This is a genomic window from Klebsiella sp. CN_Kp075, from assembly GCF_040065055.2.
In the GTDB taxonomy this organism is placed as follows: Bacteria; Pseudomonadota; Gammaproteobacteria; order Enterobacterales; family Enterobacteriaceae; genus Klebsiella; species Klebsiella aerogenes.
In genome coordinates this window covers 1558118-1579654 of sequence record NZ_CM198050.1, presented here as the reverse complement: position 1 = coordinate 1579654, position 21537 = coordinate 1558118, and the positions used below count along the sequence as shown (strand labels likewise).

Annotated in this window: 13 protein-coding genes; 4 read left to right on the top strand and 9 right to left on the bottom strand. The window is 54.9% G+C overall.

What is annotated here, in order from left to right:
* Nucleotides 1–31: 31 nt before the first annotated feature.
* The gene (gene mqo / locus ABLV78_RS07555) at nt 32–1666 is read right to left on the bottom strand and encodes a malate dehydrogenase (quinone) (protein ID WP_047043232.1); all 1635 of its coding nucleotides are present in this window, start codon (nt 1664–1666) and stop codon (nt 32–34) included.
* 278 nt (nt 1667–1944) lie between these two features.
* On the opposite strand from mqo, the gene ABLV78_RS07550 reads away from it, so the two are divergent.
* Entirely contained in the window at nt 1945–3153 is a 1209-nt protein-coding gene (locus tag ABLV78_RS07550) for a SulP family inorganic anion transporter (protein WP_047043234.1), read from the top strand.
* Here the strand turns inward: ABLV78_RS07550 and mgtE are convergent.
* From mgtE to ABLV78_RS07520, 6 genes are all read right to left on the bottom strand, one after another.
* Nucleotides 3116–4552, bottom strand: a complete 1437-nt coding sequence (gene mgtE / locus ABLV78_RS07545; protein ID WP_045391390.1) for a magnesium transporter — start codon at nt 4550–4552, stop codon at nt 3116–3118. The two genes, ABLV78_RS07550 and mgtE, sit on opposite strands and share 38 nt — an antisense overlap.
* A gap of 164 nt (nt 4553–4716) precedes the next feature.
* A complete protein-coding gene (locus ABLV78_RS07540; RefSeq protein WP_047043236.1) occupies nt 4717–6360 on the bottom strand; it encodes a multidrug ABC transporter permease/ATP-binding protein in 1644 nt (547 codons plus the stop codon).
* Nucleotides 6361–6428: 68 nt separating this feature from the next.
* Nucleotides 6429–7088 (bottom strand): DNA oxidative demethylase AlkB, encoded by a 660-nt coding sequence (alkB, locus tag ABLV78_RS07535; protein ID WP_047043239.1) that lies wholly within the window; start codon nt 7086–7088, stop codon nt 6429–6431.
* Nucleotides 7088–8158: a bifunctional DNA-binding transcriptional regulator/O6-methylguanine-DNA methyltransferase Ada gene (gene ada, locus ABLV78_RS07530; protein ID WP_045391396.1), complete on the bottom strand. Its 1071-nt coding sequence runs from the start codon at nt 8156–8158 to the stop codon at nt 7088–7090. The genes alkB and ada overlap by 1 nt, the downstream gene beginning before the upstream one ends.
* A 72-nt stretch (nt 8159–8230) precedes the next feature.
* Entirely contained in the window at nt 8231–9283 is a 1053-nt protein-coding gene (gene apbE / locus ABLV78_RS07525; RefSeq protein ID WP_047043241.1) for an FAD:protein FMN transferase ApbE, read from the bottom strand.
* 103 nt (nt 9284–9386) lie between these two features.
* Nucleotides 9387–10499: a porin OmpC gene (locus ABLV78_RS07520; protein WP_045391399.1), complete on the bottom strand. Its 1113-nt coding sequence runs from the start codon at nt 10497–10499 to the stop codon at nt 9387–9389.
* Between the two features lie 772 nt (nt 10500–11271).
* Between ABLV78_RS07520 and rcsD the strand changes: the two genes are divergently transcribed.
* Both rcsD and rcsB read left to right on the top strand, forming a co-directional pair.
* Nucleotides 11272–13932 (top strand): phosphotransferase RcsD, encoded by a 2661-nt coding sequence (gene rcsD, locus ABLV78_RS07515; RefSeq protein ID WP_045391401.1) that lies wholly within the window; start codon nt 11272–11274, stop codon nt 13930–13932.
* 16 nt (nt 13933–13948) lie between these two features.
* On the top strand, nt 13949–14599 hold the full coding sequence (gene rcsB / locus ABLV78_RS07510) for a response regulator transcription factor RcsB (RefSeq protein ID WP_015365624.1): 651 nt from the start codon (nt 13949–13951) through the stop codon (nt 14597–14599).
* Nucleotides 14600–14711: 112 nt separating this feature from the next.
* Here rcsB and rcsC read toward each other — a convergent pair whose 3' ends face one another.
* Both rcsC and gyrA read right to left on the bottom strand, forming a co-directional pair.
* Nucleotides 14712–17564 carry a two-component system sensor histidine kinase RcsC gene (gene rcsC, locus ABLV78_RS07505; protein WP_047043244.1) on the bottom strand — a complete coding sequence of 951 codons (2853 nt, stop codon included), beginning with the start codon at nt 17562–17564 and terminating at the stop codon, nt 14712–14714.
* Between the two features lie 131 nt (nt 17565–17695).
* The gene (gyrA, locus tag ABLV78_RS07500; RefSeq protein WP_045391405.1) at nt 17696–20329 is read right to left on the bottom strand and encodes a DNA topoisomerase (ATP-hydrolyzing) subunit A; all 2634 of its coding nucleotides are present in this window, start codon (nt 20327–20329) and stop codon (nt 17696–17698) included.
* A gap of 146 nt (nt 20330–20475) precedes the next feature.
* Here gyrA and ubiG point away from each other — a divergent pair, with 146 nt between their 5' ends.
* The gene (gene ubiG / locus ABLV78_RS07495; protein ID WP_045391407.1) at nt 20476–21204 is read left to right on the top strand and encodes a bifunctional 2-polyprenyl-6-hydroxyphenol methylase/3-demethylubiquinol 3-O-methyltransferase UbiG; all 729 of its coding nucleotides are present in this window, start codon (nt 20476–20478) and stop codon (nt 21202–21204) included.
* Nucleotides 21205–21537: the final 333 nt, after the last annotated feature.

The following is a 21537-nucleotide window of genomic DNA, read 5'->3' as shown; positions in this document are numbered from 1 at the left end:
CAAAACGGCAGCCCTCGGGCTGCCGTTTTTGTTATAGCGCGATATCCGCCATCGGTTTGCCGCCGGTCAGCGGCTTGAGTTCAGCCTGCGGCACGTCGTCTGCCGCGGTCGTCGGCTCGTAGTGTAGCCCCAGCACTTCACTGGTCCACGCCAGCGCCTGCTCAATAGCGGCCGGATTACCATCCAGACGCATGCCGTAGCTCGGCACGATCTCTTTCATCTTCGCCTGCCAGGCCGGCGTCTGTACTTTGTCTTTGAAGACTTTCTCCAACAGCTGCACCATGATCGGCGCCGCCGTCGACGCGCCAGGAGAAGCGCCCAGCAGAGCAGCTACGGTGCCTTCATCATCGCACACCACTTCGGTGCCAAGGCGCAACACGCCGCCCATCTTCTTATCACGCTTGATAATCTGTACACGCTGGCCGGCCTGCCACAGGCGCCAGTCTTCTTTGCGCGCCTCCGGGTAGTACTCGCACAGCGCGGCATGACGATCTTTATCTTTCTGCAATACCTGGCTAATCAGATATTTCACCAGGTCAAAGTTATCCATCCCGACGTTAAGCATCGGCAGAATATTCGAGGTATTGGTCGACGCCAGCAGATCCCAAAGGGAGCCGTTTTTCAGGAAGCGGGTCGAGAAGGTCGCGAACGGCCCGAACAGCACCACGCGTTTGCCGTCGATAATACGGGTGTCGATATGCGGCACCGACATCGGCGGCGCGCCAACTTCCGCCTGGCCATAGACTTTCGCCAGGTGATGATTAACCACTTCCGGGTTCTCACACACCAGGAACTGTCCGCCAACCGGGAAGCCCGCATACTCTTTCGCCTGCGGAATGCCGGTTTCCTGCAGCAGCGTCAGGGCAGCGCCGCCCGCGCCAATAAAGATGAATTTGGTTTTGATCGTCCGCTTCTGGTGACGATTGTTGGCATCCGCCAGCGTCACCGTCCAGCTGTTGTCCGCATTGCGCTTAAAGCGGCGAACGACGGTACCCAACTGGAGAGAGAAGTTATCATGCGTCTGTAGCCCGGCGATCAGCTGGCGAGTGATCTCGCCGTAGTTAACGTCGGTACCCATTTCGGTACGCGTTGCCGCGACTTTTTGCTGCGGATCGCGTCCTTCCATCACCAGCGGCGCCCACTCTTTGATCTGCTGATGATCTTCAGAATAACGAATACCGCGGAACAGTTCGCTCTGCTGCAGCGCCGCGTAGCGCGCGCGCAGGAAGTTAACGTTGTCTTCGCCCCACACAAAGCTCATGTGCGGCACGCTGTTAATAAAGGATTTCGGCTTAGTCAGGATGCCGCGGGTCACCTGGTGGGCCCAAAACTGACGAGAAATATGGAAGGACTCATTGATATCGACCGCTTTGTCGATATTGATCCCATTGGCGGTTTGCGGCGTGTAGTTGAGCTCCATCAACGCCGCATGGCCGGTACCCGCATTGTTCCAGCCGTTCGAGCTTTCCTCGGCAACGCTGGTCATCTGCTCGACCATGGTAATAGACCAATCCGGCTCCAGTTCCTGCAGCCAGGTTCCCAACGTGGCGCTCATGATACCGCCGCCAATCAACAATACATCCGTCTCTTGCTCATGGCGGGTGTTGGTCCGATTTGTATTGGAACCAACCGCCTGTGAGCTGGGTACGGCCATCTTTTTCTTCATCGGATTTGAGCCTTACTTTTACTCGCTTTTTTTATTTAGCGCAGGTGAAACGATTCTCGGGATCAAAGGTACCACCTGTACTCAAAAATTTAAATATTGTTTAAATTTTAAGTTGAGTTTTGAGATCTGTTATAAAAATGTTTAATAAATGTGTACACAAAATCACTTTTTGTACTGGTATGATGGCCCTTTCCGCGCTATCATCTCCCGTTCTGTGATGGAGCGCACGCCAACGGCGGCTTCTCTCCCTTCAAATTTTTTATCATCCGCGAACTTTTATGCCCTCAACTTCCCGCACTCTCTCACCGGCGTTGATAACACGCGAGACCCTCGCTGGCGTGCTAACTGCCCTGGCGTTAATCCCTGAAGTCATTTCATTTTCGGTCATTGCCGGCGTGGACCCGCAGGTCAGCCTGATTGCTTCAGTGGTGCTCTGTCTGGCGATGTCGGTTCTCGGCGGGCGTCCGGCGATGGTGACGGCGGCGGCAGGTTCTGTCGCCCTGGTAATTGGCCCGATGGTACATCAGCATGGCGTAGGGTATATTCTGCCTGCTGTCATTCTGGCTGGTATTATTCAAATTTTGTTTGGGGTATGCGGTATGGCGCGGTTAATGCGCTTTATCCCGCCAGCGGTGATGACCGGTTTTGTTAATGCGCTCGGCATTCTTATTTTTTTCGCCCAGGTTCCCCATTTCTGGAGCAGGCAGCCGCTCATCGTCGGCCTGTTCGTTCTGACGCTGCTCATCGTGCTGTGGGCGCCGCGTTTTATCAAAGCCGTGCCGGCGCCGCTTATTGCTATCGTCCTTCTCACCGTTTATACCGTCACCAGCGGACAGTTGCTGCCGACCGTGGGTGATGAAGGCGCCATGGGCGGCGGTCTGCCGGGCTTCAACGCGCTGGCGGTGCCGCTGGATTTAAGCACCTTGAAAATTATCTGGCCCTGCGCCCTGAGTATCGCCTTTGTCGGCCTGATGGAATCGCTGTTGACGGCAAAGCTGGTTGACGATCTCACCCATACGCCGTCAAATAAGTCGCGTGAGAGCGCAGGACTGGGGGTCGCCAATATCCTCGCGGGCTGCTATGGCGGCATCGCCGGGTGCGCGATGATCGGCCAGACTATCGTTAACGTGGAAATGGGCAAGGCGCGTAGCCGCCTATCGACGATAGTGGCCGGTCTGGTACTGCTGCTTCTGGTGACGGCGCTTAGCCAGGTGATGGCCAAAATTCCAATGGCGGTGCTGGCCGGGGTCATGGTGATTGTGGCGGTGAAAACCTTCAGCTGGCAGAGTATTCGCCCAACCGCGCTGGCGCGCAATCCGTGGCCGGAAACGCTGGTCATGGCGGCAACCGTCGTCGTGACGGTCACGACCAGTAATCTGGCGATCGGCGTACTGGCGGGGCTTATCGCAATGGCGCTCATCCCTCGCCGCCTGCGCGTAAAAGCGCAGCTTACATCAGAAACAGCGTCGCCAGACCAAGGAAAATAAAGAACCCGCCGGTGTCGGTAATCGCGGTGATCATCACGCTGGAGCCGACCGCCGGATCGCGCCCCAGCTTGACCATCACCATCGGGATGATAACCCCCATCATCGCCGCCATCAGCAGATTGAGCATCATCGCCAACGTCATCACCCCGCCAAGCTGCGGGTCATCGTATAACCACCAGGTGATAGCCCCCATAATCCCGCCCCATACGAGGCCATTAATCAGCGCCACCCCCATCTCGCGCAGGATCAGGAAGGTAAAACTTCCCGGCTGGATCTTTTGCAGCGCCATCGCGCGGACGATCATGGTGATCGTCTGATTGCCGGTATTTCCGCCTATCCCGGCGACGATCGGCATCAGCGAGGCCAGGGCCACCAGTTGAGAAATGGTATGTTCAAAGCCATCGATCACCCGTGAAGCGATAAACGCCGTACAGAGGTTCACCGCCAGCCACGCCCAGCGGGTTTTCACCGCTTTGCTTACCGGCGCAAAAACATCATCATCTTCGCTCAGACCGCCCATCCGGCGCAGATCGTTATCGGTCTCTTCGTACACCACATCGACGATTTCATCGATGGTCAAACGCCCCATCAGCTTGCCGTCGGCATCAATTACCGCAGCACTCAGTAAGTCATCACGCTCGAAGGTACGCGCCACTTTTTCCGCCTCTTCCTGCGGCTGGAAAGTCACCGGATCGCCTTCCATCACCTCGCCAACGCGCTTTTGCGCATCGTTGAGCAGAATAGTCTGTAGCTCCAGCTCGCCGAGCAGCAGTTTATTGCGCGTGGTGACGAACAGTTTATCGGTGTTTTCCGGCATTTTGCCCAACCGGCGCAGATAGCGCTGTACCGCCGCCAGAGTGGCTTCCGGGCGAACGGTAATCACCTCAAACTCCATGATCGCGCCGACGGTGTTATCGGCGTAGCGCATCATCTGGCGAATGCGCGCGCGTTTATCCGGCGGCAGCGTCGCCAGCAGGCGGCCGGTTAAGTCGCGCGGCAGGTGCTGCAACAGGTAAACCTGTTCATCAATATCCAGCGATTGCAGGGCAAATATCAGGTCGTGGTCGCTCATCTTGTCGATGAGATCGCCCCATACGCTCTCTGACGCCTCCAGCAGCACTTCGCCGCGCTTGTCATCGGCAACCAGCCCCCACAGCGCGGTACGCGCGTCATAAGGCAGCGCTTCCAGGGCATCGGCGAGATCCGGCGGCGGCAGATGCGACACCAGCACTTCCACTTCCGCCAGGTCATCGGCCAGCGTCCCTTCATCATAGCGCTCCGCGAGGGTGAGTTTCCCCAGCAGCGCGGAGGTGACGGCTTTATCAGTGCTCAATAGCCAAATCAGGCGGGCGCGTTCTTCATCGCGTAATCGGGCGCTTTTTTTATGCAAAACGGACATCGCTCAGGCAATCCTTGTGAGAATAGAAGTCGACCTGCATGGCCGCAACCATAAGCATAGCGCGAGGAGGGGGAAATAATAACCGCCAGCAATTTATCTGCTGTAAAAACCAGCAATATGTCCCGATCGGACGAAAACGACCGATCGGGTAACCAGCAAAAACGTTAAGCAGTACGTGCTACCGCGTCGCGGGTCGCCAGTTCGCGCTCAACGCCGGTGAGCTCGCTCAGCTTGCCGCTGCGCATCTCCAGCAGGCGATCGGCATGCTGGAAATAGTGATCATCATGGCTGATGGCAAACACGGTTTTCCCCATTTGCTGCATCAGCGGCAATAGCACCTGATAAAACTCGCGGCGGAAATGCGGATCCTGATCCGCGGCCCACTCATCGAGCAAAATGATATCGCGCTCTTCGGCCAGCGCCAGCAGCAGCGCCACACGCTTTTTCTGCCCTTTAGACAGCTTCAGATCGAGGATTTTCCCCTCTTCCAGCTGCAGCTTGTGGTCCATCTTCAGATATGCCAGCCACTTCGCGACCAGCGCCGGATCGGCGCGTTCGCCTTTTGGCCCTAACAGACGATCAAATAGCCAGACATCGGTAAATACCGCCGAGAATAGCTTGCGGTAATCTTCTGGTTTTTCCGTCGCCAGAGGCTGACCATCGAGCAGGATCTGCCCGGAGAGCGGTTGATACAGCCCGGTCAGCAGCATCGCCAGCGTCGACTTGCCGCTGCCATTGCCGCCAATCAGAAACACCAGTTCGCCGCGTTTGAGAGTCAGATTAATCGGCCCGACGGCAAAACTGTTATCCGGGTAGCGGAACGAGACGTCGCGCAGCTCCAGAGTCTGCCAGTGCGGATGCGCCTGCGGCTCGGGGAAACCGGGGCGGTAAGGCGCCAGCGCGAACTGATGCAGTTTATTGAATGCCACCTGGGCGCTGAGCAAGGTCGGCAGCGCCCCCACTGCCGACAGCAGCGGCGTACGCAGGAATAGCAGCGTCAGGGAATAGGTCGCCGCCACCGCGGTATTGGCCCACCCGAGGCCATTAGCCATCCAGAACACCAGACCGATGGCGCCAAGCATCATGATATTCGACCAGTTCACCGCGCTCAGGTGGAACGTATCGGCGCGAATGATGTGGTGGCGATAATCGCGGGCATCCGGCAGATACAGCTGATTAAAAACATATTCGGCGCGTTCGCGGTTCAGCGTCAGCTCTTTGCGCCCTTCCAGCACCGTCTGATAATCATGATACAGCTTATCTTCGGTCTCGCGCAGCGTCGCCATATGCTTATAGACGCGCGCCACCAACACAAAGCCGCCCCAGATGGTGACCGCCATCCAGACCGCGGTCACCAGCATCATTTTACCTGACAGAAAAGCCAGGTAGGCGGCGGACCCGAAGGTCAGGATAATCCCCTGCACCAGCTCCGGCAGGCGCACAAAGGCGATGGTAATGTTACGCACGTCGCTGGTTAAGCCCGCCAGCAGCGAAGCGCTGCCGATTTTTTCGATCTTTTCGATTTGGGTGTCGAGAATGCGTTTAATAAATTCGCCGCGCAGGCGATAGACGAAATGGTGGCCAAGGGTGGTTAACGCCAGCTGCGAGCCGAGCGTTACCGCCATCAACAGCAGCAGCAGGCCGAGAAACTCCGGCAGCACGGTGAGCGAGGTATCCACAAGGGAAATCAGGCGCAGGTTAATAAAGGCGATAAGCCCGATACCCAGCGCCGCGCTGAGCAAACTCAGCGCCATGACGGCAATGAACGGCCAGCGGTACTGGCGCCAAACAAGAACAAGTAATTCCATAAGCTACGATCCGGACAAGCAAACAGCCAGCAGTTTAAACGGCTTGCCGACGACAGCAAGAATAATTCTTATTTTTGTTTTTGCCGGCCTCCCGCGAGGCGAAACGTGAGGTTATAACGACAGGCGCCGGTCAGCGGGTGCTCCCCCGGTTTAAGCGGCTGGATGCCGTGGTAAAAGAGCCGTGATTCGCCGCCCCAAACCACCACATCGCCATGCTCCAGCAGCAGCCGACGCAGCGGATCGTTACGTTTCAGCCCGCCAAACTGAAACACTGCCGGCAGTCCCAGCGACACCGAAACGATAGGCGCACGCAAATCCCGCTCGTCTTTATCCTGATGCAGCGACAGCTTCGCGCCCGGCTGGTAGCGGTTAATCAGACAGGCGTCCGGGGAGAAATGCGCATAGCCCGCCTCCTGCGCTGCCTCCGCCGCCAGTTGCTGAAAGAGCGGCGGCATCGGCGGCCAATGTTCGCCGGTCAACGGATCGCCCGGCGCATAGAGATAGCCGTGCATATCGGTCGTCCAGCCGAGTTGGCCACAGTTGGTCATAGCCACCGACATGGTATAACCACCGGGGGTCACCATCTGGCGGAACGGAGAAGCGCTGGCCACTCCGGCGATGGCCTGCAGCAGCGCCGCCGCGCGCTGAACGGCGAAACGGCGTAATATCATCGCCCCGGGGGCCAGCGGCTCCTGCCAGGGCGGCGTATCGGCAAACAGATCGAGCATTATTTCTCCCGTATTTTTGCTTCGCGCGCCAGCAGCAGCGCTTTGCGTTCGCTGCCCCAACGATAGCCGGAAAGCGCCCCGCCCTCACGCACTACCCGATGGCAAGGAATGACTATCGCCAGTTTATTAGCCGCACAGGCCCCGGCAACCGCTCTGACCGCACGCGGTTGACCAATGCTGTGCGCCACCTCGCGGTAGCTGCGGGTTTCGCCTGGCGGGATCTGGCGCAAGGCTTGCCACACCCGTTGCTGGAAAGCGGTACCGCGAATATCCAGCGGCAAATTCACCGCCTGCTGCGGATTATCCAGATGGGCAACCACCTGCGCCACGCGTTCGGTAAACGTGTCATCACCCGGCTGTAATTGGGCGCCGGGAAACAAGCTCGCCAGCTGCGCATATAACGCCTTATCGTCATCGCCCAGCAACACGGCGCATACGCCACGTTCGCTGAACGCCACCAGGCACCGGCCAGAGGCGCTATCGCTGCAAACCCAGCGAATCACCACATCTTCGCCGCCGCGTTTAAACTGGCGGGCGGTCATGCCCAGCGTCTCGTTTGCCTGGCGATAATAGCTGGCGGAATCAGGGAAACCGGCGGCTAATGCCGCGCGGGTGACATTCTCGCCCTGGCTTAATGCTTCGCGTAGACGCCGCGCGCGCCACGCCTGCTGCCAGGCCTTGGGCGTAAGCCCGGTGACGGATTTAAAAATACGATGGAAGTGAAACGGGCTGACCGCCAGCTGCTGCGCCAACGCCTCAAGGGTGATTGGCGCCTCTTGTTCCAGCAGGCGACAGGCGGCGGCCACCTTCTCGACCCGCTGTTGGTCGGGGTCGAGATTATCCGGCCGACAGCGTTTACAGGGGCGATATCCGGCGGCCTTTGCCGCTTCGACATCAGAATAAAAGCGGACATTCTCCCGTAGCGCGCGCCGTGAACGGCACGAGGGACGGCAGCAGACGCCGGTGGTCAACACGGCGAAGACAAACTGCCCGTCGGCGCTGGCGTCACGTTCGCAGACCGCCTGCCAGCGGCGGTCATCGTTAGTCATATCGGCAATCATCGGTTTCATAGCGGGCTCCTGCTGTAAGTGTATCCTTACTTTGCGCCTTGCTCCGATCTAAAAAACTGCGCTTCTTGCTTTTTAATTCTGCTCGCCGACCAGGAAGGTGCGGAACTGCGGCGACATCCAGGTCTTAAAGCCGTCGCCCTCTTTGACAATCATATAGACCGCCAGCCCCTGCTCGTGTGCCACCTGTTGGGCTTTTTCCGGCCCTAATACCATCAGCCCGGTATCCCAACCGTCGGCTTCCAGCGCCGTCGGCGCAATCACCGTCACCGAAACCAGCTTATGGTTGATGGGGTGCCCGGTTTGCGGATCGATAACGTGAGAAATACGTTTGCCGTCCAGCTCGTAGTAGTTGCGATAGCTGCCGGAGGTGCTGATGCCGTGGCCGTTGATATCGACTATCGCCTGGACGGCGTTTTCGCGGTCGGTTGGTTTTTGAATCGCCACTCGCCAGGGTTTATCGTCGCCGTTCATCCCGCGGCTGACCAGCGCGCCGCCAACCGATACCAGATAGCGGGCAATTCCTTCCTGCTCCATCAGCCGCGCCAGATGATCGGCGGCATAGCCCTCGCCGACCGTGGAAAGATCGACAAATAAATCGGCAATATCTTTTTGCAGATACTGTTGATCGGCGCGGTTAATCACCGTCAGATGCTGCAGCCCGGTACGCGCTTTTGCCGCCGCGATTTGCTGCTCCGTCGGCGTTTTTACCGGTTGCTTATCCGGGCCAAATCCCCATAGATTGACCAGCGGCCCGACGGTAACATCCATCGCTCCGGCGGTTTTGGCGCCAATACGCAGCGACAGAGTGACGATATCCGCCATCGCTTCGTTCACCGGCCACGGTTCGGTCGTGGCGGCATGATTGAAGTGCATCAGCGCGGAGTCGTTTTTCCAGGTCGAAAGCAGCAGATCGTCACCATCGAGCTGCGCCTGAACTTTATGGCGTAAATCTTCGGCTTTCGCTGGATCCAACCCGACGACGCTAACGCGCCAATAGGTCCCCATCGTTTTGCCATCGAGCACGGTGGCGGCGGATTTTGGCGTGGCCGGGGATGTCGCGGAATCACAGCCGGTAAGCAGAACGCAGAGGCCGATAAAGGCGGCGCGGAAAAAGGTGGTATCCATGAAAACGGGCTCCTGTTACAAAGGCAGCCAGAGTATACCAGCGAGGTTAAACCGGGCATAAAAAAAGGCGCCCACAGGCGCCTTTTTCAACACTTCAGCTTGCTTAGAACTGGTAAACCAGGCCCAGAGCAACGACGTTGTCGGTAGAGATACCGGCAGCGCGGGTGAAGTCGTTGTCGTCCAGCAGGTTGATTTTGTAATCAACGTAGGTGGACATGTTTTTGTTGAAGTAGTAGGTCGCGCCCAGGTCAACGTATTTCAGGATATCCTGGTCGCCATAGTTGATACCGGTGCCACGAATGGACAGGTCCTTACCTTTAGACTGCAGGTAAGCGATGGACGGACGCAGGCCGAAATCGAACTGGTACTGAGCAACCACTTCGAAGTTCTGCGCTTTGTCAGCAAAACCGATGTCGCCAGTGCGAGTTGCGTTGTAAGTCTGGGTGTACTGAGTCGCCAGGTATACGTTGTTAGCGTCGTATTTCAGGCCACCGGTATAGGTTTCAGCGTCGTCGCCGTGACCCATAACACCATTAACGTTCTGATCGTCAGTACGTTTAGAGTGGGAGTACGCGAAACCAGCGCTGATGCCGTCCCAGATATCATAAGTAACGGAGGTGCCGTAGCCTTCGCCGTTCTGTTTCTGGAAGCCGCGACCGTTGTTGGTCATGTCTTCACCGCTGGTGCTGCCGTTTTTACCCTGGTACTGCAGAGCAAAGTTCAGGCCGTCAACCAGACCGAAGAAGTCAGAGTTACGGTAGGTAGCAACGCCGTTAGCACGGGACTGCAGGAAGTTGTCGGAACCGTAGGTGTCGCCGCCGAATTCCGGCAGAACGTCGGTCCAGGAAGTCACGTCGTATACAACGCCGTAGTTACGACCGTAGTCGAAAGAACCCGCGTCGCCGAATTTCAGACCAGCGAATGCCAGACGGGTCCAGGACTGCTTGTCAGAACCTTCGGTGTTGTTAGCCTGAACGTTGTATTCCCACTGGCCGTAACCGGTCAGCTGGTCGTTGATCTGGGTTTCGCCTTTCACGCCGATACGCATGTAGGTCTGGTCGCCGTCTACGCTCTTGTCGTCAGAGAAGTAGTGCAGACCATCAATTTTACCGTACAGATCTAATTTGTTGCCGTCTTTGTTATAAATTTCAGCCGCATTTGCTGCGCCCGCTACCAGCAGTGCTGGTACCAGGAGGGACAGTACTTTAACTTTCATGTTATTAACCCTCTGTTTGTTATATGCCTTTTATTATTGCCACTGCTTACTGATTACCCTTCTAATCAGTCGGCTGTATTCATTGTGCTGCAAAATGCAGAATAATCCAACAAGAATATGATACGAAAACTTCTAAGGTGTTTCAAAATGCGCACAAGATGTTTCAATTTGTAAATATCAAGGAACTTTTCAGGCACGATAATGGTCGCCAAAATAAGCATCAAAAATCAAAAAAATAATATTTATCTTTAAAATCAAATTATTGAAAGCATGTAAATGTATAGCACTGAATGGTAAAACAAAATCTTCCCCGAAGACTAAAATAATCCTCGCTATCATCATTAACTTTATTTATTACCGTCATTCAGTTCTGAATGTCTGTTTACCCCTATTTCAACCGGATGCCTCGCATCCGGTTTTTTTTACCCTTCTTTACGTATCTTTAATTATGCTGTGCTATCGCATAAAAAAAATAACGACTATTAATCAATCAATTCCGAATGAAAGTTAGCCTATTTCGCCAATTTCTTGTTTTTTCGTGCTATTTACCTGCAACAAATGCCAGTTAATTGTACAAGATCAATTCCACTGTACATATTCGTCGTCGCTATGGTTTTGAGACAAATCTCAGCATTAAAAGATCCCTCAGCGTCAATCTGTTGTATGGATTTCCCGTTTTAGCCTTTATACTTCCAGCCAGTATTCGTTGTGCTGCCCGTCACTATGGCGCAACATCTTGTTTACAAACACTACTGAGCAGCCCTGCTACGCGATGACCCAAAAAAAATTCTCCCTGATCCCAGGCAACATCACCCGCTTCTTCATTTTGATGGTTATCGTCTTGCTCGCGACGATGGGCGTGATGATCCAAAGCTCGGTCAATACGTGGCTAAAAGACAGAAGTTACCAGGTGGTTGATATCAGCCACGCGTTGCACAAACGCATCGATACCTGGCGTTACGCCACCTGGCAGATTTACGACAATATCGCAGCCACCAGTTCCAGTACTTCAAGCGATGGGCTGCAGGAAACCCGGCTAAAGCAGGATGTCTACTATCTGGAAAAGCCTCGGCGCAAAACCGAGGCGCTGATTTTCGGATCTCATGACAGCTCGACGCTTGAGATGACGCAGAAAATTTCTAATTACCTCGATATTCTATGGGGCGCGGAAACCATCCCCTGGTCGATGTATTATCTGAACGGGCTGGATAACAGCTTGATTCTGGTCTCTACCCTGCCGCTGAAAGATCTGTCTTCGAGTTTTAAAGAATCGACGATTAGCAGCGTGGTGGAATCCCGCCGCGCCGAAATGCTGCTGCAGGCAAATACGCTGGACGAACGGGAAACCTTTTCTTCGCTGCGCCATTTGACCTGGCAAAATGGCCACTACTTCACGCTGCGTACCACCTTTAACCAACCGGGCCACCTGGCAACGGTGGTGGCCTTCGATTTACCGATTAACGACCTCATCCCCCCGAGCATGTCGTTGGATAGCTTCCGTCTGGAGGCAGATCCGGCACAGAATGCCGCCAACAGCCCTGATAAAGAAGCCGTTGATAACGTTAGCGTCAGCTTCAATGGCCTGCGTATTGAGATAACTACCGCCATCAATACCACCGGCATGCGGCTGGTGTGGGTCGTGCCGTTCAGTACTTTGCTGATGGAATCCCTGCAGAATATTTTACTGCCGCTGCTGCTCACCATTGGTCTGCTGGCATTAACCCTGTTTGGCTTTACCACATTCCGTCACTATAGCGGTCGCCGTAATACTGGCAGCGTTAGCGCGGCACCCACCGCCGCCAACAGCGAGCTTCGCGCTCAGCGCGCAATTAATGAAGAGATTGTCTCTTTGCTGCCGCTGGGCCTGTTGGTGCACGATCAGGAAGCCAATCGCACTATTATCAGCAACCCGATCGCCGATCATCTGTTGCCTCATCTGAACCTGCAGAACATCACCAACATGGCCGATCAGCATCAAGGGGTCATTCAGGCGACGATCAATAATGAACTTTATGAAATCCGCCAGTACCGTAGCCAGGTTGCTCCGCGTACGCAGATCCTGATTATTCGCGACCAGGACAGAGAAGTACTGGTGAACAAAAAGCTCAAACAGGCCCAGCGTCTGTATGAAAAAAATCAGCAGGGGCGTATCGCCTTTATGCAGAACATCGGCGCCGCGCTGAAAGAACCGGCGCAGGCGCTGGCGCATGAAGCGGCGGCCATCGGCATTAATGAGAGCCGTAAACTGGCGCAGCGCGCGGATGAACTGGTTCATCTGGTCGATGAGATTCAGTTGGCGAACTTACTGGAAAGCGACGCCTGGAAAACCACACCCGGCTTATTCTCCATTCAGGGCTTAATAGATGAAGTAGTTCCTGAAGTCCTACCAATGGTAAAACGCAAGGGACTCCAGCTGTTAATCAATAACGCGCTGCCGGCCAACGAGCAGCGCTACGGCGATCGCGACGCGCTGCGCCGCACGCTATTACTGCTGATTCAGTACGCGATCACCACTACCTCTATCGGTAAAATCACCCTTGAGGTGAGCAAAGATGAATCTGCCGACGATCGGCTGACTTTCCGTATCCTTGATACCGGCAACGGCGTAAGCGCTAATGAAATCGATAATATGCACTTCCCGTTCCTTAACGAGACGCAAGCCGACCAGTACGGCAAGGCCAATGCCCTCACCTTCTGGTTATGCGACCGTTTAACCCGCAAGCTTGGCGGGCAGCTTAATATTAAGGCGCGAGAATCGCTCGGCACCCGCTACTCGCTACACCTTAAAATGGCGGCAAGCGAGGAAGAGAGCGACTCCGGCGAACACCTGTTGGACGATGTAGTCGTAATGATTGACATTACCGCCAATGAAGTACGCCGCATCGTGACGCGCCAGTTAGAGAGCTGGGGCGCGAGCTGCATCACCCCGGACGAAAGACTCTCAAGTCAAGAGTACGATCTCTTTTTAACTGATAATCCGTCTAATCTTACTGCTTCAGGCTTGCTTTTAAGCGATGATGAGGTTGGGATACGCAAAATTGGCCCTGGTCAGTTGAGCGTCAATTTTAATATCAGCACTGCCATGCAGGAAGCTATCCTGCAGCTGATTGAGCAGCAGCTGGCGCAAGAAGAGATTCAGCCCGCCTCCACTGGAAATGAAGGGAATGCTGAACTCCATGCCAGCGGTTATTACGCGCTGTTTGCCGACACTGTTCCGGATGATGTTCAGAGATTGTATACTGAATTAACCATCAGCGATTTCGCTGCGCTGGCGCAGACCGCTCACCGCCTCAAAGGGGCGTTTGCGATGCTTAATCTGATACCCGGCAAGCAGTTATGTGAAGCGCTTGAGCATCTGATTCATGAAAGAGATGCTCAAGGTATAGAAAAATACATCAGCGACATTGACGGTTACGTCAAGAGCTTGCTGTAGCAAGGTAGCCTAATACATGAACAATATGAACGTAATTATTGCCGATGACCATCCGATCGTACTGTTCGGCATTCGTAAGTCACTTGAGCAGATCGAGTGGGTGAATGTTGTTGGCGAATTTGAAGATTCCACAGCTCTGATTAACAATCTTCCTAAACTTGACGCGCACGTCCTGATTACCGACTTGTCGATGCCTGGCGACAAATATGGCGATGGGATCACCCTGATCAAATACATCAAACGCCATTTTCCTGAACTGTCGATTATCGTTCTGACCATGAACAACAACCCGGCTATCCTCAGCGCAGTACTGGATCTCGATATTGAAGGGATCGTACTGAAGCAGGGTGCGCCGACCGATCTGCCGAAAGCGCTGGCCGCGCTGCAGAAAGGCAAAAAGTTTACTCCGGAAAGCGTCTCCCGCCTGCTGGAAAAAATCAGCGCCGGCGGTTATGGCGACAAACGCCTGTCGCCGAAAGAGAGTGAAGTTCTGCGTTTGTTCGCTGAAGGCTTCCTGGTCACCGAGATCGCCAAAAAGCTGAACCGCAGCATTAAAACCATCAGTAGCCAGAAGAAATCGGCAATGATGAAGCTGGGTGTCGAAAATGATATCGCACTGCTGAACTACCTCTCTTCCGTTTCTCTTACCTCAACGGATAAAGAGTAATTCACTTTTCCCGGATGGCGGCCAGCCGCCGTTTCCGGGCCATTCTGAAACTTTATTCCCGCCCCGGAGAGCATCGCGCGCCGGGGAGCTCTCAGCACCATTCCGTGCGGCCTCAGCTTGTTTTTCTGGCTTTACGTACCTGTGCGGCATAGGTGGCCAGCGTGTGCTTAAGGATATCCAGCGTCACCGGTTTTGACAGGCAGCTATCCATTCCCGATTCCAGACAACGCTGTTTTTCTTCCGCCAGCGCGTTAGCCGTCACGCCAATAACCGGCAACATCATCTCCAGCTGACGGATCCGCTGCGTCAGACGGTAACCATCCATATTGGGCATGTTCACATCGCTGAGAACAATATCAATATGCTGTTTACTGAGGACGTTAAGCGCATCGATGCCATCATTGGCCGTTACGCATTGATAACCCAGCGAGCCAAGCTGATCGGCCAACAGGCGGCGGTTAATCGGATGATCGTCGACCACCAGAATCATCATGTCGTCATTGCTGGCCGTTGGCGCGTCATGGGCCGATAGCGCCGGACCATTCTCTTCCGCCGCCAGCGCCAGATGCAGCAGACGCCCCAGTAATGGCAGGAGCTCATGCGGCGTGGTAACGCTATGTAGCCACTCTCCCGGCGCGCGCTCAACAGGAATGCCGATATGGCGGCGGCAGAAGATTACCGCAGCGCTTCCCGGCCAACCCTCATAGCCTTCATCATCGGTTAATAAAATATCGTCGGCAGCCGGCGTCTGACCAGCAAATTGACGTACCGTCAGGCCATGATATTGCAGCAGCGATTCGACAAAAAGCGCCAGTGACGTGTTATGAATCTCCAGCCAACAGGTGCTGTTGCTGTGCCGATCGGCCAGCAGCGGCGGCATCGGCTGCATGCCGTATAGCGGAATACGAATAGTGAAACGGCTTCCCATGCCGGGTTCAGTTTCCACGGCAATGTCGCCATCCATCATGCTGATAAGTTTTTCACAGATAGCCAGCCCCAAGCCGGTGCCCTGGAAATTACGCTGTACTCCGGTACCGACCTGGAAGAACGGGTCGAACAGGCGCACAACCTCTTTCGCCGGGATCCCCTCGCCGGTGTCACGTACGCTAATTTGCAGATAGTCGCCGGCGCGCTGGACGTGCAACACGATACAGCCGGTATCGGTAAATTTAATAGCGTTACTCAGCAGGTTGGAAATAACCTGCTGCAGACGCATCGGGTCGCCGATCATCGTTTGCGGGACATCCGGCTCGATGAAACAGTACAGCCCCAGCTGTTTGCGCACCACCAGCGGTAGATAGTTCGCCGAAATATGATTCATGACCTCGCGTGGCGAGAACTCTCGCGGTTCGATTTTTAGCTGCTCTGACTCAATCTTCGAGAAGTCGAGAATATCGCTGATAATCTTCAATAGCAGGCTGGAGGAGTTATTCATCGCCGTCACCAGCCGATCGACTCCCTTCGGCAACGCTTTGGTCTGCAGCAGATCGAGGTTGCCAATAATGCCGTACAGCGGCGTACGCAACTCGTGGCTAACGGTGGCGAGGAACATCGATTTCGACTGGCTGGCCTGTTCCGCCGCCTGGGCCATCTCCTGCAGCGACTCTTCCATTTTCACACGGGCGGAAACATCCACCAGCACGCATATCGCTACGTTTTCATTACGATAGCGCGAGTGTACAAAGCTAATCTGCAGGTTGGTGTTGTTGCTGGTTAACACGTCGACGAAGTTGACCTGCTGGCCGCAGATAATCTGCGTGAGCCGCTGGCGGTCTTCGTGAGTCAGCATATTCAGATAGTTATGCGCCAGTTCGTTACTGAGTATGTTAGTGCCGTCCTGGGTACGCAGAATACAGATCCCTACCGGCGCGGAGGCGACGATTTTACGGTTGAACTGCTCATGCTCTTCCAGACGCTGGGCGTCGTTTTCCGCCGGAATAAATATCCGCCGTTCATACATGCGCGCCAGCGCGAACAGGATCGCGCCAGTCAGGATATTCAGCACGATAGCGTTGAGGATCAGCATCCTGATACGCTCGAGCACCTGATCGACGGAAACCGAATAGACAATACTCAGCGATGACGGCAGCAGGCTCTTTTTCAGCACCAGTTCGCGGAAACCAGAACTGTAGCCAAACCACATCCGCTCCTGCATCCAGCGGGTTTCCGGTTTAATGCTGTTATCCGGTCCGGCAAGGGAAATGAGCTGCTGGCCGTTATCATCGAGGATCGTCACGCTCATCGGCAGGCTGCCTGGCGTAAAGAAGCTCTCCATACGGATAGTCTGCTCGACGCCGAGCATCGCCTGCAGGCGGTTAGCCATATAGATTGGCGTCAGGGCATAGAAATAGCCGACGCCCGGACGCACGCCCTGGCTAATCCAGAACAGGTTATTGCCCCGCTCGTTTTGCGGCGCATCGCGATATTGTTCGATACGTTGATGCAGCACCTTCAGCGCCTGATCGCGCTCCAGCGGCATATCGCGCAGGCCGAAGTTAGCCATACAGAGGTTGTCGCTGCCAATTAAAAAGATACGGTTCAGGTCGTAGGCGGCGGAGAAATTATCGCGCCAGTAGCGCATGAACCACGCCAGCGATTGCAGCGAATTGCGCCAGGCGCCGCTCATTGCGCTGCAGTCGGAATCCGGATACAGCGGTTCAAAATTGGGGATAGTGATATTGCCGCTGTTGGCCAGCGCCGCGCTGCCCTCGCTCCCGGTCGCCGCACGGTTGCCTGCGACGTACTTCAGCTCTTTAATGACATCCGCAGTCCGCTGGATATAACGCTGCGCCTGATCGGCGTTAAGATTCAGCTCCTGACGAATTTCCGATTCCCGTTCATGCAATGCGTTAACGATATAAAACACGGAGACAAAAGCAATCAGCATCCATAGCAGAACCGCCAGCGCTCTGAACAGATAACGAGAAACCTTTAAGGTCGTATGAAACGAGGCAAGATATTTCAATGGGGCAATGCTCGGTCGTCAGGGGCTCAACAGAATGGGGTTAAAGTAGCGGTAAATGGGCTTTGTCGCAATGTTAATGCAAAAAGGGCCGGGATAATACCCGGCCCTTTCAGAACATTTACCTGCGACGATTACTCTTCGTCTTCGGCGATGTCGTCGTCAGCATCGTTTTCCGGCGCGATATCATCATCGCCTTCCGCTACGCTGCCGTCGATGGCATCCAGTTCTTCGTCGTCAACCGGTTCAGCCACGCGCTGCAGGCCAACAACATTTTCATCTTCCGCGGTACGGATCAGAATCACGCCCTGAGTATTACGACCCACGATGCTCACTTCAGAAACGCGAGTACGCACCAGGGTGCCCGCATCGGTGATCATCATGATCTGGTCGCAATCATCGACCTGCACGGCGCCGACCACGGAACCGTTACGTTCGGTGACCTTAATAGAGATAACGCCCTGCGTCGCACGTGACTTGGTCGGATACTCTGCTGCCGCAGTACGCTTGCCGTAACCGTTTTGCGTCACGGTCAGGATAGCGCCTTCGCCGCGAGGAATGATCAGCGACACTACGCTATCTTCTCCCGCCAGCTTGATGCCGCGTACGCCGGTTGCGGTACGCCCCATCGCGCGAACGGCGTCTTCTTTAAAGCGCACCACTTTACCAGCGGCGGAGAACAGCATCACTTCGTCCTGGCCAGAAGTCAGATCGACGCCGATCAGTTCGTCGCCTTCGTTCAGATTAACGGCAATGATACCGGCAGAACGCGGACGGCTGAACTCGGTCAATGCCGTTTTCTTCACGGTACCGCTGGCGGTCGCCATAAAGACGTTAACGCCCTCTTCGTACTCGCGAACCGGCAGGATAGCGGTGATACGCTCGTCAGCTTCCAGCGGCAGCAGGTTGACGATCGGCCGACCACGCGCGCCGCGGCTGGCTTCCGGCAGCTGATAAACCTTCATCCAGTACAAACGACCACGGCTGGAGAAGCAGAGGATCGTGTCATGGGTGTTGGCCACCAGCAGGCGGTCGATAAAGTCTTCTTCTTTAATACGCGCTGCCGATTTGCCTTTACCGCCACGACGCTGCGCTTCGTAGTCGGTTAATGGCTGATATTTCACATAGCCCTGGTGCGACAGGGTCACGACAACATCTTCCTGGTTGATCAGGTCTTCGATATTGATATCGGCGCTGTTGGCGGTGATTTCGGTACGACGCGCATCGCCAAACTGTTCTTTAACCAGCTCCAGCTCTTCGCGAATAACTTCCATCAGACGATCGGCGCTACCCAGAATGTGCAGCAGCTCGGCAATCTGATCCAGCAGCTCTTTGTACTCGTCGAGCAGTTTTTCATGCTCCAGACCGGTCAGTTTCTGCAGACGCAGATCCAGAATCGCCTGGGCCTGCTGTTCGGTCAGATAGTACTGGCCGTCACGCACGCCGAACTCTGGCTCCAGCCACTCCGGACGCGCAGCGTTATCGCCGGCGCGCTCCAGCATCGCGGAGACATTGCCCAGATCCCATGAACGCGCGATTAAACCCGCTTTTGCTTCCGCCGGCGTCGGCGCGCGGCGAATCAATTCGATAATCGGATCGATGTTAGCGAGCGCAATCGCCAGCGCTTCAAGGATATGCGCACGGTCGCGCGCTTTGCGCAGTTCGAAAATAGTACGACGAGTGACAACCTCGCGGCGGTGACGAACAAACGCCGCAATGATGTCTTTCAGGTTCATGATCTTCGGCTGACCGTGGTGCAGCGCAACCATGTTGATACCGAAAGAAACCTGCAGTTGGGTCTGGGAGTAGAGGTTGTTAAGAACCACTTCACCCACCGCGTCGCGTTTTACTTCGATAACGATACGCATACCGTCTTTGTCAGACTCGTCGCGCAGCGCGCTGATGCCTTCAACGCGTTTTTCTTTCACCAGCTCGGCGATTTTCTCAATCAGGCGCGCTTTGTTCACCTGATACGGAATTTCGTGCACGATGATGGTTTCACGACCGGTTTTCGCGTCAGCTTCGACTTCCGCGCGCGCGCGAATGTAAACTTTACCGCGACCGGTACGATAGGCCTCTTCAATACCGCGACGGCCGTTAATGATAGCGGCGGTCGGGAAGTCCGGGCCCGGAATGTGTTCCATCAGCCCTTCAATGCTGATGTCTTCGTTATCAACGTACGCCAGGCAGCCGTTGATCACTTCCGTCAGGTTATGCGGCGGAATGTTGGTCGCCATACCTACGGCGATACCGGAAGAACCGTTCACCAGCAGGTTAGGGATTTTTGTCGGCATGACGTCAGGGATTTTCTCCGTGCCGTCATAGTTGTCGACGAAATCAACCGTCTCTTTTTCGAGATCGGCCATCAGCTCATGAGCGATCTTCGACATACGGATTTCCGTATAACGCATCGCTGCGGCGGAGTCGCCATCGACAGAACCAAAGTTACCCTGGCCATCGACCAGCATATAACGCAAGGAGAACGGCTGCGCCATACGTACGATGGTGTCATAAACGGCGGTATCACCATGCGGGTGGTATTTACCGATTACGTCGCCAACGACACGGGCTGATTTTTTATAGGCTTTGTTCCAGTCATTGCCCAATACGTTCATGGCGTATAGTACGCGACGGTGTACCGGCTTCAGGCCATCTCGGACATCCGGCAGCGCACGGCCAACAATGACCGACATCGCATAATCCAGATACGAGCTTTTCAGCTCTTCCTCAATGTTGACCGGTGTAATTTCTCTCGCAAGGTCGCTCATCTAACCGCTATCCCTCTACTGTGTCCCGGATTCAAAGGTCGCAAATTATAACACAGCCGTCGTAATAGAGGTAAAGCAATACGGTTTATTCGTGGCAGTCTGCTGATATACTCGCAGGTCAGAACAGAAAAGGAGTAAAAGCGCCCATGAATGCCGAAAAACCGTCGGTGGCCCCCAACGTTGATCACAATGAAATCGCCAAATTTGAAGCCGTCGCCTCGCGCTGGTGGGATCTAGAAGGCGAGTTCAAACCGCTGCATCGCATCAACCCGTTGCGCCTTGGCTATATTGCCGAACGCTCCGGCGGCCTGTTCGGCAAAAAAGTGCTTGATGTCGGCTGCGGCGGCGGCATCCTCGCCGAAAGCATGGCGCGCGAAGGTGCGACAGTCACCGGTCTGGATATGGGCTTCGAGCCGCTGCAGGTCGCAAAACTGCACGCGCTGGAGAGCGGCGTTCAGGTGGAGTATGTGCAGGAGACCGTCGAAGAGCACGCGGCGAAGCACGCCCAACAGTACGACGTCGTCACCTGTATGGAGATGCTCGAGCACGTCCCTGATCCACAGTCGGTCGTGCATGCCTGCGCGCGACTGGTGAAGCCCGGCGGCCAGGTCTTCTTCTCGACCATTAACCGCAACGGCAAAGCCTGGCTGATGGCCGTGGTCGGCGCAGAATACGTGATGAAAATGGTGCCAAAAGGTACGCATGACGTTAAGAAGTTCATCAAGCCGGCGGAGCTCATCGGCTGGATCGATCAGACTTCTCTGAAAGAGCAGCACATTACCGGCCTGCATTACAATCCGCTCACTAATACCTTCAAGCTGGCGCCGGGGGTTGATGTTAACTATATGTTGCATACAACGGCGAAAAAAGCATAACGTCATACGTTTTTATGATGATGATTGCGCGGCATCAAGCTGCGCAATTTTCCCTTCCGACGAAGAAATCAGCACTCGATCAAATTTTGATTTTTTTTTCTGTTTTATTGACTTCTTCTCCAGGCCTTATACGGCGTGGACTTAGCGATTATTACGCCTGCGCAACCTCAAATTAACGTCAAAATCAACCCTTGTACTCAAAAGAATCCTTACTAAAATAACTCACCATATAGCGTTCTTTTTATCGACAACCCCCTACATATAGTATTTATCCACAGAGTTAGTCACAACGACTTGCTGTGGATAAATGGGGGGATATTTTTTCTCACGGAC